This window comes from Thermomonas alba (assembly GCF_022419205.1).
Classification (GTDB): domain Bacteria; phylum Pseudomonadota; class Gammaproteobacteria; order Xanthomonadales; family Xanthomonadaceae; genus Thermomonas; species Thermomonas alba.
Genome location: NZ_JAJOZU010000005.1, coordinates 1 through 12,572, shown reverse-complemented (window position 1 = coordinate 12,572; position 12,572 = coordinate 1). Strand labels below are relative to the sequence as shown.

Here is a 12,572-nt window from a genome sequence, read left to right as displayed (position 1 = left end):
GCCGGCGGCTGCGTCAACGCGAAAGATCGCCCCACTGCAGCAGCCCGCATCCCGTCTGAACGTCGCGCCCGGCGGGAGGCACGTCGCGCGCGTTGGCGCATAGGGTGGCGGCATCCACGGGCAGACCGCGCGCCAGGCGCTGCGCCACCCAGGCGGTGACGAACGGCGCGGCGAACGAGGTGCCGCTGACATAGCGCCCGCCGTCGTCCGCGCGGCCAGGCACCCACACCTCGACGCCGGGCGCGGCCAGGGTGATCCAGCTGCCACGGGTGCCGTCGCGGTAAGGTCGCAGGCGCGCATCCACGGCGGCCACCGCGATCACTCCCGGCAGCGCCGCCGGATAGACCAGGCCTCCGTCCGCGCCGCCGTTGCCGGCGGCCGCCACGATCGCCGCCAGCTTCGGCCGCGCCAGCGCGAAGGCGCGTGCGGTCACCGCATCGGGGGCTGCGCCCAGGCTGACGTTGAGGACCTGCGCGCCGCTGCGCAGCGACCAGTCCAGCCCGCGCAGGACATCCAGCGCGCGCGCCTGCGGGCGGCCCTGCGCATCGCGTCCGAGCACGGCGGCATTGAGCAGGACCAGCCCCGGGCTGGGGCCGAAGAAGGCGGCATTGGCCGGGCCGCGCGGCCGGCAGGCCAGCAGGCAGGCGACCGCGGTCCCGTGCTGGCCGGGGTCGGGGTCTCCGCTGCTGGCGATGCGGACTTGTTCGAAGCCGGCCAGCTCCAGCCCGATCGCCGGCTCGACCGCGCCATCCAGCATCGCGACCCGCACGGGCTGCGGTAGCGGCTGCGGCTGGTCGATGCCCAGCAGGGCAGTGGCATACAGGCGGCCGACGCGCGCCCCGGGCCAGGACGAAGCCGGGGCTGACGCTGCGTCCTGCGCGCGCCAGATCGGTGCGAGATCCGCAGTGATCTCCGGGTGCGCTGCGCGCAGGCGCTCGAGCGCGGCCGGCAGTTGCGCAGGTGCGCCTTGCAGCTCCGCCACGGTCAGACCCAGCGCGTCCAAAGTCGTCGCCTCGATCAGCTCGAGGCCGGCTTCGGCGGCCAGCGCCTGCGCCGAGAGCCCGTTGCCGGTATCGAAACTGACCAGCGCGCGTCCTGGCGCATACGCGGGGGGCGGCTCCGATTGCAGCAGGCGACGCCCGGCGCGGAACAGCTGGGTCAGATCGACCTGGACGCCGACGCCAACGCCTACGGCGCTGCCGCGATGCCCATCCTGGGGAAGGTCTGGGGATTGCGCGGGGGGCTTGGGCGGCGTGCCGGGCGTGGTCTGCGCCAGCGCCGGCGAGCAGGCCAGCGTCAGCAGCAGGGCCAGGGGGCGATGCAACAGGCGAAGGCGGCGAGCGCGCGGCATGCGATCACATTGCCGTGGCCAGGGTCGCGCTGTCCACCAGGCGGCTGGCCTGCAGTTGCTGTAGCGCCTGTGCGGCGGATTCCGGGGCGACCTCCAGGGTATACAGCCCCAGGGCGCTCGGACCAGACACCACGCTGGCGTCCAGGCGGAGCAGCAGGCCATTGATGTCGGCCATGCGCGCGTCTGCGGTGAATGCGACCTGCAGGCGGGCGCCAGTCGCGGGCGCCGGACGTTCGGGGCCGGAGAGCGCCGTGAACGCCTGCGGCGCAGGCGCCGGGGCGAGCGTGACGGGCGCGAGCAAGACCATGGCCAGCGCCGCGCAGGCCGCGCCGCCGGCGAAGGTCAGGGTCGGCAGCCACCAGGTGCGCCATTCGGCCAATCGGGCCGCCAGGCGCGACGACGGGCGCGCGGGCGCCAGCTGCGTTTGCAGGCGACGCCAGGCGGCGTCCTGATTCAGCGGCGGAGTCATGGCCTGCCAATGCGCGCGCAGACGCCGGGTCAGCGCGTCGTCCTTTGGTGAGCCCGGAGTGTCGTGGGTGTCCATGCGATCCGAATCGTGGGAGGCGGGGGGGATTTTCAACGCACGGGATCTTCGGCGGCAGCCAGATGCCGGCGCAGGCGCAGGCGGGCCTGGTGCAGGCGGGTGCCGACCGTGGCCAGCGGCACCTGCTGGATGGAGGCGATCTCGGCCAACGAGAGGCCCTCGTAGGTGAACAGATACAGCGCCTCGCGCTGCGCCTCCGGAAGCTGATCGAGCGCGGCGGCCAGGCGCGTTTCGTCGCATTCCTGGCACAGCCGCTCCAGCGGGGAGGGGTCCGGATCGGTCGCGTGGTTCAGCAGCGCGCCGTCCTCGTCCATGACCTCGCGCCATGCCTGTCCGCGGCTGCGCAGCACGTCCAGGATCTTGTGCCGCGCGATGCCCAGCAGCCAGGCGCGCAGCGAGGAGGCCTGCGCCTGCGCGCGTTGCGCCTGCCGCCACAACGCCAGCAGGGTGTCGTTGACCACGTCCTGGGCGTCCTCGGGCGTGCCGAGCCGGCGCAGCGCATAGGCGAAGATCGTCTGGCCGTATGCTTGCAGAACCTGCCGCAGCGCCTGCTGATCGCGCGCGACCAGCCGCGCCAGGAGCACGGCATCGGTATCTGAGGGTGGGATGGATGCCGCCGTCGGCGCCATATGGTTTTTCCCGCTCGTGGCTTGCCCCTGCGCCCTCATCCTAGCCGAATCCGCTGCGCGGGCCTCGCCGGAAGGCGATGGCTGCGGATCAGGGCGGATACAGCTGCACGTGGGTGTCCAGCTCCGCACGCTGGCCATGACGGGTGGCGCTCACGTGGAACTGCACATTGGCCGGCGCGCGCGCGGCGAATACCCCGACGTAATCGTTGAGACCGTCCACCTGCAGATGCTGCAAACCGAGCGCCTTGGGTGGATCCGGCAGCACGCTGGCGGTGGCGGTGAGCACCAGATCGTCCGGCGGCAGGCCGTTGCCTTCGGCATCGCGCAGTGTCACCAGCAGCAGCGCGCCGCCGCGGCTCGGGTCCAGGCCGTAGCGGGCGGCAACGGCCGGATCGAGGCGGGCGACGTCCATCGCGGAGGCCTGGAACACGGCATCGCCCGCGCTCGCGCGGACCAGATCGGCGCTGCTGGCCAGCACCCCATCGGCAGGCGTCGGCGCGGCCGGGCGGCTGCAGCCGCCGGTGGCGATGAGCAGGCTCACTATCAGGAAAGAGAGGTAAGAGCGCAGCATGGCAGCTTCCATCAATCGTTGGCGGCGGACAGTTCGGCGCCGCGCAGCCGCGCGGCGTGGATGGCGGCGGCGACCAGGGTGCGCAGGCCCCCGGTTTCGAAGGTCTCGATCGCAGCCTGGGTGGTACCGCCGGGCGAGGTGACGCGGCGGCGCAGCTCGGCGGCGTCGGCATCGGATTCGGTGAGCATGCGTGCGCCGCCCAGCAGGGTTTGCAGGGTCAATGTGCGCGCGGTGTCGGCGGGCAGGCCCTCGCGGATGCCGGCATCGATCATGGCTTCGGCCAGCAGGAACAGATAGGCCGGACCGCTGCCGGAGACCGCGGTGACGGCATCCATCAGTGCCTCGCTGTCGATCCACACGGTCTTGCCCACGGCGTCGAGCAGGCGTTGCGCCGAGGCGCGCCCGTCAGCGTCCACGTGGGGGCTGGCAAACAGGCCGGTGACCCCGGCGCCGAGCAGGGCGGGGGTGTTCGGCATCGCGCGTACCACCGGCAGGGCGCCGCCCAGCCAGCGTTCCAGCTGCGCGGTGGTGATGCCGGCGGCGATCGAAATCACCAGCGGCCGCTGCGCCTGCGCCTGCGGCGCCAGTTCTTCGCACACCGTGCGCATCACCTGCGGCTTGACTGCCAGCACCCAGGTGTCGGCGCCGACCACCGCCTGCGCGCCGTGTTCGCAGGCGGTCACGCCGAAATCGGCCTGCAGCGCCTCACGCAGCGCCGCGACCGGTTCTGCGACGTGCAGGCGTGCCGGATCATGGCCACGGGCCAGCAGCCCGCCGATCAGGCTGCGCGCCATGTTGCCGCCGCCGATGAAAGCGATGGTCGAAGTCATGCGTTTGTGTCCTTCTTGGGTGGGCGCGGGCCGAACAGGGCGCTGCCGATGCGTACCATGGTCGCCCCTTCCGCGATCGCGTCCAGGTAGTCCTCGCTCATGCCCATCGACAGAGTATCGATGCCGGGGTGGGCATGCGCCAGCGCATCGAACAGCTCCGACATGGCGCGAAACGCCGCGCGCCGGCGTGCCATGTCGGGAGCGGGCGCGGGGATCGCCATCAGCCCGCGCAGGCGCAGCCGGGGCTGCGCGGCGATCGCCTCCGCCAGCGCCGGTACCTCCTCCGGCCGGCAGCCGGATTTGCTGGCCTCATCGTCGATGTTCACCTGGATCAGCACGTTCAGCGGACCGGCTTCCGGCGGTCGGTGACGCGCCAGCGCCTCGACCAGCTTCGGGCGATCGACGCTTTGCACCCAGTCGAATGCCTGCGCGGCCTCGCGCGCTTTGTTCGACTGCAGGTGGCCGATCAGATGCCACTCCAGGCCGAGCTCGCGCAGGGCGGTGATCTTGGGCAGCGCCTCCTGCACATAGTTCTCGCCGAACGCCCGCTGGCCCTGCGCCGCCAGCGCCGCCACCGCATCGGCGCCGCGGGTCTTGGATACCGCCAGCAGGCGCGGCGCTGGCCTGCCGGGGCGGGGTTTCGCGTTGGCAATCGCAGACAGGATCGCCTGTAGGGGCGGGATGGCGGTGGAGGTGCTCACGGAGGTTGAACGCGGGCGCGGATGGTGCTCATACTGCCTGCGCAAGACCGTCGATGCCAGCGCGTGCTGGCGGCAGGACGGCCACTGAATCAGGACGCGTTGGGGAGCTACGCATGGATATCGCCGAACTTCTGGCATTTTCGGTCAAGAACAAAGCCTCGGACCTGCATCTTTCCGCAGGTCTGCCGCCGATGATTCGCGTCGATGGCGACGTGCGCCGGATCAACATTCCTCCGCTGGATCACAAACAGGTGCACGCGCTGATCTACGACATCATGTCGGACAAGCAGCGCCGCGACTACGAAGAGTTCCTGGAGGTGGACTTCTCGTTCGAGATCCCCTCGCTGGCGCGCTTCCGTGTCAATGCGTTCAACCAGAACCGCGGCGCCGGCGCGGTATTTCGCACCATTCCTTCCGAGGTGCTGACGCTGGAAGATCTGGGCTGTCCGCGCGTGTTCAAGGAGCTGATCGAGCAGCCGCAGGGCCTGATCCTGGTGACCGGGCCGACCGGCTCCGGCAAATCGACCACGCTGGCGGCGATGATCGACCACATCAACAAGAACGAATACGCGCACATCCTCTCGGTCGAGGACCCGATCGAGTTCGTGCATACCTCGCAGAAGTGCCTGATCAACCAGCGCGAGGTGCACCGCGACACCCATGGGTTCAACGAGGCGCTGCGCTCGGCGCTGCGCGAAGACCCGGATTACATCCTGGTCGGCGAGCTGCGCGACCTCGAGACCATCCGCCTGGCGCTGACCGCGGCCGAGACCGGGCATCTGGTGTTCGCCACCCTGCACACCAGCTCCGCGGCCAAGACCATCGACCGCATCATCGACGTATTCCCGGCCGGTGAGAAGCCGATGGTGCGCTCGATGCTGTCGGAGTCGCTGCGCGCGGTGATCAGCCAGGCGCTGCTGAAGAAGATCGGCGGCGGCCGCACCGCGGCATGGGAGATCATGGTCGGCACCCCCGCGATCCGCAACCTGATCCGCGAGGACAAGGTGGCGCAGATGTACTCGGCCATCCAGACCGGCCAAGCCCAGGGCATGCAGACCCTGGACCAGCATCTGCAGGAGCTGGTCAAACGCAACGTGGTCAGTCGTCAGCAGGCCCGCCAGTATGCGAAGGACAAGCGGTTGTTCGAATAAGCGCCCCCGCGCAGGAGCATTCCGATGAGCAGCATCGATTTCACCTCGTTCCTCAAACTGATGGCGCATCAGAAGGCGTCGGATCTGTTCATCACTGCCGGCATGCCGCCGTCGATGAAGGTGAATGGCAAGATCACCCCGATCACCCAGAATCCGCTGACCTCGCAGCAGAGCCGCGATCTCGTCCTCAACGTGATGAACCCGCAGCAGCGCGAGGAGTTCGAGAAGACCCACGAATGCAACTTCGCGATCGGCGTGGCCGGCGTGGGCCGTTTCCGTGTGAGCTGTTTCTACCAGCGCAATCAGGTGGGCATGGTGCTGCGCCGGATCGAGACCCGCATCCCGACCGTGGAAGAGCTGGGCTTGCCGCCGATCATCAAGACCCTGGCGATGACCAAGCGCGGGATCATCCTGTTCGTGGGCGCCACCGGTACCGGCAAGTCCACCTCGCTGGCGGCGATGATCGGCTATCGCAACCAGAACTCGACCGGGCACATCATCACCATCGAAGACCCGATCGAGTTCGTGCACAAGCACGACGGCTGCATCATCACCCAGCGCGAGGTCGGCATCGATACCGACAGCTGGGAGAATGCGCTGAAGAACACCCTGCGCCAGGCGCCCGATGTGATCATGATCGGTGAGATCCGCACCCGCGAGGGGATGGATCATGCGATTGCGTTCGCCGAGACCGGCCACCTGGTGCTGGCCACCCTGCACGCCAACAACGCCAATCAGGCGATGGATCGCATCATCAACTTCTTCCCGGAGGATCGCCGCAATCAGCTGCTGATGGATCTCTCGCTCAATCTCAAGGGCGTGATTGCGCAGCAACTGATTCCCACCCCGGATGGCAAGGGGCGCCGGGTGGCGATGGAGATCCTGCTTGGCACCCCCCTGGTCCAGGACTACATCCGCGACGGCGAAATCCACAAGCTCAAGGACGTGATGAAGGAATCCGTGCAGCTGGGCATGAAGACCTTCGATCAGAGCCTGTTCGAGCTCTACCAGGCCGGCGAGATCAGCTACGAGGATGCGCTGCGCTACGCCGATTCGGCCAATGAAGTGCGGCTGCGCATCAAGCTCGCCCAGGGCGGCGACGCGCGCACCCTGGCGCAGGGGCTGGACGGGGTGGAAGTGGTCGAGGTCGGACGCTGACCGCCGCGCGCGTGACGGGAAGGGAGCCGCGCTAGAATGCGCGGCATGGAACCTCCCCGCCAGTATTTCGGCAACCACCTGCTCATCGCACTGCCTTCGCTGCGCGACCGCTATTTCGAGCGCAGCGTGATCCTGATCTGCCAGCACGACGATGATGGCGCGATGGGGTTGGTGATCAACCGCGCATCCGAATACACCGCCGGCGAAATCCTGCGGCAGATGGGGATTGCCAGCACCGATCCGGCGCTGCAATCCAAACCGGTGCTCGCCGGCGGCCCGGTGCATCCCGAACGCGGGTTCGTCCTGCACGATGGCAGCCAGCCCTACGAGTCCAGCCTGGCGTTGGGCGATGACCTGTACCTGACCACCTCGCGCGATGTGCTGGAAGCGATGGCGCGCGGCGAAGGCCCGCGGCAGACGCTATTGGCCTTGGGCTGCGCCGGATGGGGCGCCGGCCAGCTGGAGCAGGAGCTGCTCGACGACTGCTGGCTGCTGGTGCCCAGTCGCCACGACGTCTTGTTCCAGCTGCCGCTGGCGCAGCGCTGGCAGGCCGCCGCTGGCAGCATCGGTATCGATCTGCTCAATCACGCCGGCCACAGCGGGCACGCATGAGCGACGCCGCTGCGCTGCCTGTCATTCGCGTTGATGCAACCGTGTTGGGGTTCGACGTCGGCCTGCGCCGAATCGGCGTCGCCGTGGGCAATGGGGTGACCGGCAATGCCAGCGCGCTGGCGGTGATCGAGGTGCACGCCACAGGCCCGGACTGGGAACGGATCGACCGGCTGCTGCGCGAATGGAAACCGGCCGGCCTGGTGGTCGGTGATCCCATGACCCTGGACGGCGGCGACCAGCCGATCCGTCAGGCTGCGCGCACGTTCGCGCGGCAGCTGCAGCACCGCAGCGGGTTGCCGGTGGTGATGGTCGATGAGCGCAACAGCTCGCAGGAAGCCGCGCGCCGGTTCGCTGCCGCCCGTGCCGACGGCCGCCGCAAGCGGCGCGATGCCGAGGTGCTGGATGCAATCGCGGCCGCCGTGATCGTCGAACGCTGGCTGGCCGCGCCGCGCGATGTCCAGCTGCCCACCTGAATCTTCACCTGCCTGCATATCCGCATGATTTCGTCCTTCCCTGATCGCCACCTGCTCGACCTCGCCCGCCTGTCCGCTGCACAGATCGACGCCCTGCTGCGCCGCGCGCAGAGGTACGCCGATGGCGCGCAGGCGCCTTCCGCGCTGGCCGGGATCGCGGTGTGCACGCTGTTTTTCGAGCCCTCCACTCGCACCCGCCTCAGCTTCCAGCTCGCCGCGCAGCGGCTGGGCGCGCACGTGCTGAATTTCGACGCATCCACCGCCTCCACCACCAAGGGCGAAACCGACCTCGACACCTTCCGCACCATCCAGGCGATGGGCGTGCGCGGCTTCGTGGTCCGCCACAAAGTTGATGGAGCCGTGGCAACGCTGGCCGAAGCTGCGCAACCGGGGGTAGCGGTGCTCAACGCCGGTGACGGCCGCAGCCACCATCCCACCCAAGGCCTGCTGGACATGCTTACCCTGCGCCAGGCCAAAGGCGAAGATTTCTCGAAACTGAAAGTGGTGATCGTCGGCGACGTGAAGCACTCGCGGGTCGCGCGCAGCGATCTACACGCCCTGCGCGCGCTGGGCTGCGGCGAGATTCGCGTATGCGGCCCGGCGGCCCTGCTTCCGGACGACGATGGCACCTTGGCCGGCTGCGCGGTCAGTCACGACCTCGACGCCGCGCTGGACGGCGTGGATGTCGTGATGATGCTGCGTCTGCAGCGCGAGCGCATGACCGAAGGACTCATCGCCTCGCTCGACGACTACCATCGCGCCTACGGCCTTACCGAAGCCCGCCTGCGCCGCGCCGCGCCGGACGCGATCGTCATGCACCCCGGGCCGATGAACCGCGGCGTTGAAATCACCGATGCCGTCGCCGACGGCCCGCAATCCCGTGTGTTGACGCAAGTCGCCAACGGCGTGGCCGTGCGCATGGCGGCGCTGGAAATGCTGCTGGGTGATGCCGCCTCGAGCTGATACCGCGAAGCGGCGTCGGCTTGAACGAATTGTTAGGGAACCTCTGATCAACTCAGAGGTTCCTGTCGGCCATGGAGGGCCGGCCACGCATCGATCACGCGAGTGATCGATGCGTGTGAGCCGAGTCCGGGCCTGTACCGGACTCGGCGTGGGCTGACAACGCCTGGATGGCGTTGTTCAGACCTTCCTTAGATGCGGCTGCGAGACACTTGAGACACAACCGACGAGAACACTGAAAGCAGCATTGCTGTGGGAACCAAAACTACCCAAATCTTGGCTCCAGGAAGCGGATACCCTGAGAGCATGCAGAACGAAAGAACCGCGCCGACAAGCAAAGAAAGCCACATGACAGAGCTGATGAGCGCGGGAATTGCCTCAATCTTGATCGCGCGAAACGCTGGCTTGTTCACAACGGGTACTCCAAATTGGTTGTCCGCATCTAACGCCTGAATTAAGCCGCGCCGCGAAGCGGCGTCGGCTTGAATGAATTGTTAGGCGGCTACCCGCCAGACTTGGACAACGCCATATAACGGTAGAAGCAGTACACCGCACAACCTAGGAAGCCGACCCCAAGCGTAATGACAGTCTGGGGCAGGTATGGCTCCAAGCCCGGCAATAGGGTGCTGAGCCACGCTCCCTTAGTTCGATGGTACTCCGGCGGAGTGAGCCAGCCGTATGTCGAATTGAAGTGGGCGAAGAAAGCTCCTGCACTCATGACCAGGCAGTACACGCCACGGCGCGCCAGCTTCTCCAATTGTTCTTCCATGTGCGAGCTTGGTGCCATAGCCGCCTAACGCCTGAGTTAAGCCGGGCCGCTGCGCGGCCACGGCAGAGGCACAATCCTACGGGACTTTGCCGAGGCCGCGCAGCGGTCTCGGCTTGAACGAATTGTTAGGTGGCGGGCTCGTTAACGTGAACCTGACGCCATCTGCTGCCAGTTCTGTTGGGGTGAGCCAGAGAATGGAGTTGGGTGGAACCTTGCGGGCTTTAGCGAGCAAGCGTTCGGAGAACCCCGCGTGGCGCAGCATGTCATCTGCCAATTTCATGCGGGCGGGAGATGCGATGGCTTCAAATGCGCCAGGTGCCTTTTTGACGGGAATGCCGGCATGTAACCCAAGGCGAGCAGTTGCTGTGAGCTCTCGCCGATCAGTGGCAGCCCACAGGCCGACGCATGCGCTGGCGCATCTCCCAGCGACGCGAATAGTGATTCCGTGCGTATTTAACAGTTGCGCTGTGCGCTTGGCCTCCAGGGTCTTGCCGCCAGTGCTCTCGATGTAAACACGTTTTAGGTTCGGACTTCTGGCGATTGCTTTGCGCATTTCAGCCTCGAATCCATCAGTGATGCGCCCGAAGGCCATGAATTGTTGTAACGGCTCTGCGGGGATGATCTTGAACTGGGGCTCGGAGGCAATTGTTGGAGATATGAGAACTGCCAGCAAGATAGCGAGAGTCTTCACAAGCCACCTAACACCAGAGTTAAGCCGACGTGCGTAGCGGAGCCAACAACATGGCAAGCTCTACCTGCCATGTTGTTGGTGTAGCGAAGCGCGTTCGGCTTGAACGAATTGTTAGCGCCCAACTGCGGCACTAACCTCTTGCCATTGATAGTACCGCCTGCTGGCCAGGTCAAGGAGGTCCCTGTCCTCCGGGGTGTCGCCGTAGGCGTAGATGGCTGAAAATGAACTCAGGTCATACCGCTCACGGACGCGCCGAGCCTTTTCCGCAAGCACGCACTGTTGCCCGGAGTAGTGGCCTGTCAGGACGCCCTTGTGGTGTCGCAGGGATGAGCAGATAAGGTCGAGGCCGTGCTCTTTGCACCACGGGGCCAAGTAGACATCCAGTCCGCCGGACACCACAACAACCTTGTGGCCTTGGGATTTGTGCCAAGCAATACGCTGCATTGCTTCTGGACGGAGCGTGCCGGGCAGGTAGTTACGCGCAAAGTCTTGTCCTGCTGCGTCTAGGGCCGCGAAGGGGACGCCGCTATAGCCAAAGCGGACAATGGCACGACGCACCAGAACGCCAGAAACAAGCCCCAGCTTGTAGCCAATCACCAGCGGCGCCAACAGAATCTGGCCGAGCAACAACCGGCGCCGACTTATGGAGCCGCGCACAAAGTCGGGCATGGTCTCGTGGGTTGTTATTGTGCCGTCGAAATCGAAAAGTGCGAGAGTCATGGATTGGGCGCTAACACCTGAGTTAAGCCGCGCCGCGAAGCGGCGTCGGCTTGGACGAATTGTTAGCTGCTGCGCCGGGCTTCTTGCTCCGCAGCCAGCGATGCCAAGCCGCGACTGAGAGCCTCATGTAGGAGGCGCACCCGGCCCCCAAGCTTGGAGCGATCGCTGGATTTGTGGAGTTCAGCTAAGCCAGCCTCCCGAACCAGTGCCGCAAAGACCGCGATGTCTTGGGGCAACAGCACCGGGTTGTGCAGCAGTTCCTCATGGCATTCATAGCAGAGCACGGCGGTTTCACCCTCGTGACCCCAAGGGCAGGAGGCAAAAACGCCTTCCGTAACTGTACCGCGCCGATTGGAAGAGCGGCCAAAGAAGCGTTCTGCGACGAAGTGGTGCTTGGTAGCGTGGCTCCGCCCCTCGACCGTTGGCTGAGCGTATGTCCCAGCGGTTCGATGGAGGATGCAGTCGCAGATTGCACAATGCTCGTTCATGTCCTGTCCTAAGCAGCTAACACCTGAGTTAAGCCGCGCCGCGAAGCGGCGTCGGCTTGGACGAACTGTTAGGGCTCATGCGGTTACGCTCACCACCGCCGCTGACAGTATGAGAAGTACTGCAAGGACCAGCAGCGAGACCCAGCCAGGCCCCACCCGCCGCGGGTCTACCCCACTCGATGAAATGTCCAGCAGATTATGGCGGAGCGCAAACGTACCGCCGAGGAGCATACCCAAACCAAGCAACCCAAACTTGAGCTGCCCGGACTCTGCAGCACGGACTAGATACCAGACGCCCGCCAACAGCAGTGGAACGGACCAAAGCCGATACAGCTTGTTCTTTCGAGCACTACGCATGTCTGACATGAGCCCTAACACCTGAGTTAAGCCGCGCCGCGAAGCGGTGTCGGCTTGAACGAATTGTTAGGGCTGCAATTCACGAAGCTTAATTCCGATTTTGTAGAGGCGCAAGCCCATGAGAGTGGTGAGAGGGCAGAATGCAACCCACGCATAAAGATGTCTCCAATATCTGGCCTCATCAATAGCTTTGAAGATTTGTTCATGGCATGTTCGGCGAGGCCACATGCATGGAGCGTATGCTTCATTTAGGAAGACGAATATCATTGCGATGGATGCGATGCCGATGAGGAAGACCATTCCACCGACTAGGGATATTTCGCGGGGAGTTATTTTTCTAGAAGTAATTTGGGGTTGCTTTGGTATGGGAAAGTGGCGAAGTAGGAAAAATGTTGTAATTGTGGAGATTAAGAAAATTGCAAATAGCATTGTCATTGGGTTGCAGCCCTAACGCCTGAGTTAAGCCGCGCCGCGAAGCGGCGTCGGCTTGAATGAATTGTTAGGCACGGCCCCGCCAAATGCGGAGAGCATGCCCTGTGTAATAGAAGGCGAGCGTCATGAAGGCTG

At 65.7% G+C, this 12,572-nt stretch carries 13 protein-coding genes; 5 read left to right on the top strand and 8 right to left on the bottom strand.

All coding sequences use genetic code 11. The annotated features are described in order from the left end of the window. Positions 1–13: 13 nt before the first annotated feature. The 6 genes from ML342_RS08685 to ML342_RS08660 form a co-directional block, all read right to left on the bottom strand. Positions 14–1,324: a S8 family serine peptidase gene (locus tag ML342_RS08685; protein WP_240126659.1), complete on the bottom strand. Its 1,311-nt coding sequence runs from the start codon at positions 1,322–1,324 to the stop codon at positions 14–16. Positions 1,325–1,355: 31 nt separating this feature from the next. After that, positions 1,356–1,895: a hypothetical protein gene (locus ML342_RS08680; protein WP_240126658.1), complete on the bottom strand. Its 540-nt coding sequence runs from the start codon at positions 1,893–1,895 to the stop codon at positions 1,356–1,358. A 32-nt stretch (positions 1,896–1,927) separates the two neighbouring features. Beyond that, positions 1,928–2,479, bottom strand: coding sequence for an RNA polymerase sigma factor (locus ML342_RS08675; RefSeq protein WP_240126657.1), 552 nt, complete (start codon positions 2,477–2,479; stop codon positions 1,928–1,930). Positions 2,480–2,612: 133 nt separating this feature from the next. After that, on the bottom strand, positions 2,613–3,095 hold the full coding sequence (locus tag ML342_RS08670) for a DUF4426 domain-containing protein (protein ID WP_240126656.1): 483 nt from the start codon (positions 3,093–3,095) through the stop codon (positions 2,613–2,615). Positions 3,096–3,106: 11 nt separating this feature from the next. Beyond that, the gene (gene proC, locus ML342_RS08665; RefSeq protein ID WP_240126655.1) at positions 3,107–3,925 is read right to left on the bottom strand and encodes a pyrroline-5-carboxylate reductase; all 819 of its coding nucleotides are present in this window, start codon (positions 3,923–3,925) and stop codon (positions 3,107–3,109) included. After that, positions 3,922–4,608 (bottom strand): YggS family pyridoxal phosphate-dependent enzyme, encoded by a 687-nt coding sequence (locus ML342_RS08660; RefSeq protein ID WP_439655190.1) that lies wholly within the window; start codon positions 4,606–4,608, stop codon positions 3,922–3,924. Before ML342_RS08660 ends, proC begins: the two co-directional genes overlap by 4 nt. Before the next feature lie 131 nt (positions 4,609–4,739). Between ML342_RS08660 and ML342_RS08655 the strand changes: the two genes are divergently transcribed. From ML342_RS08655 to ML342_RS08635, 5 genes are read left to right on the top strand one after another with little or no spacing between them, the layout of a single operon-like run. Continuing rightward, complete coding sequence (locus tag ML342_RS08655; RefSeq protein ID WP_240126654.1) at positions 4,740–5,777, top strand: type IV pilus twitching motility protein PilT; 1,038 nt, start codon at positions 4,740–4,742, stop codon at positions 5,775–5,777. A gap of 24 nt (positions 5,778–5,801) precedes the next feature. Then, positions 5,802–6,935: a PilT/PilU family type 4a pilus ATPase gene (locus ML342_RS08650; RefSeq protein WP_240126653.1), complete on the top strand. Its 1,134-nt coding sequence runs from the start codon at positions 5,802–5,804 to the stop codon at positions 6,933–6,935. A gap of 45 nt (positions 6,936–6,980) precedes the next feature. Further along, positions 6,981–7,547 (top strand): YqgE/AlgH family protein, encoded by a 567-nt coding sequence (locus tag ML342_RS08645; protein ID WP_240126652.1) that lies wholly within the window; start codon positions 6,981–6,983, stop codon positions 7,545–7,547. Then, positions 7,544–8,020: a Holliday junction resolvase RuvX gene (gene ruvX, locus ML342_RS08640; RefSeq protein WP_240126651.1), complete on the top strand. Its 477-nt coding sequence runs from the start codon at positions 7,544–7,546 to the stop codon at positions 8,018–8,020. The genes ML342_RS08645 and ruvX overlap by 4 nt, the downstream gene beginning before the upstream one ends. 24 nt (positions 8,021–8,044) lie before the next feature. Continuing rightward, complete coding sequence (locus ML342_RS08635; protein ID WP_240126650.1) at positions 8,045–8,983, top strand: aspartate carbamoyltransferase catalytic subunit; 939 nt, start codon at positions 8,045–8,047, stop codon at positions 8,981–8,983. An 842-nt stretch (positions 8,984–9,825) separates the two neighbouring features. Here the strand turns inward: ML342_RS08635 and ML342_RS08630 are convergent. Continuing rightward, a complete protein-coding gene (locus ML342_RS08630; protein WP_240126649.1) occupies positions 9,826–10,440 on the bottom strand; it encodes a hypothetical protein in 615 nt (204 codons plus the stop codon). Positions 10,441–10,551: 111 nt separating this feature from the next. After that, positions 10,552–11,160, bottom strand: a complete 609-nt coding sequence (locus tag ML342_RS08625) for an HAD family hydrolase (RefSeq protein ID WP_240126648.1) — start codon at positions 11,158–11,160, stop codon at positions 10,552–10,554. Between the last annotated feature and the right edge of the window lie 1,412 nt (positions 11,161–12,572).

Bases quoted from the DNA above. Each gene is read 5' to 3' on its own strand.
- ML342_RS08635 (WP_240126650.1), top strand. From the start codon at position 8,045: ATGATTTCGTCCTTCCCTGATCGCCACCTGCTCGACCTCGCCCGCCTG.
- ruvX (WP_240126651.1), top strand. From the start codon at position 7,544: ATGAGCGACGCCGCTGCGCTGCCTGTCATTCGCGTTGATGCAACCGTG.
- ML342_RS08670 (WP_240126656.1), bottom strand. From the start codon at position 3,095: ATGCTGCGCTCTTACCTCTCTTTCCTGATAGTGAGCCTGCTCATCGCC.
- ML342_RS08645 (WP_240126652.1), top strand. From the start codon at position 6,981: ATGGAACCTCCCCGCCAGTATTTCGGCAACCACCTGCTCATCGCACTG.
- ML342_RS08650 (WP_240126653.1), top strand. From the start codon at position 5,802: ATGAGCAGCATCGATTTCACCTCGTTCCTCAAACTGATGGCGCATCAG.
- ML342_RS08625 (WP_240126648.1), bottom strand. From the start codon at position 11,160: ATGACTCTCGCACTTTTCGATTTCGACGGCACAATAACAACCCACGAG.
- ML342_RS08655 (WP_240126654.1), top strand. From the start codon at position 4,740: ATGGATATCGCCGAACTTCTGGCATTTTCGGTCAAGAACAAAGCCTCG.
- proC (WP_240126655.1), bottom strand. From the start codon at position 3,925: ATGACTTCGACCATCGCTTTCATCGGCGGCGGCAACATGGCGCGCAGC.
- ML342_RS08680 (WP_240126658.1), bottom strand. From the start codon at position 1,895: ATGGACACCCACGACACTCCGGGCTCACCAAAGGACGACGCGCTGACC.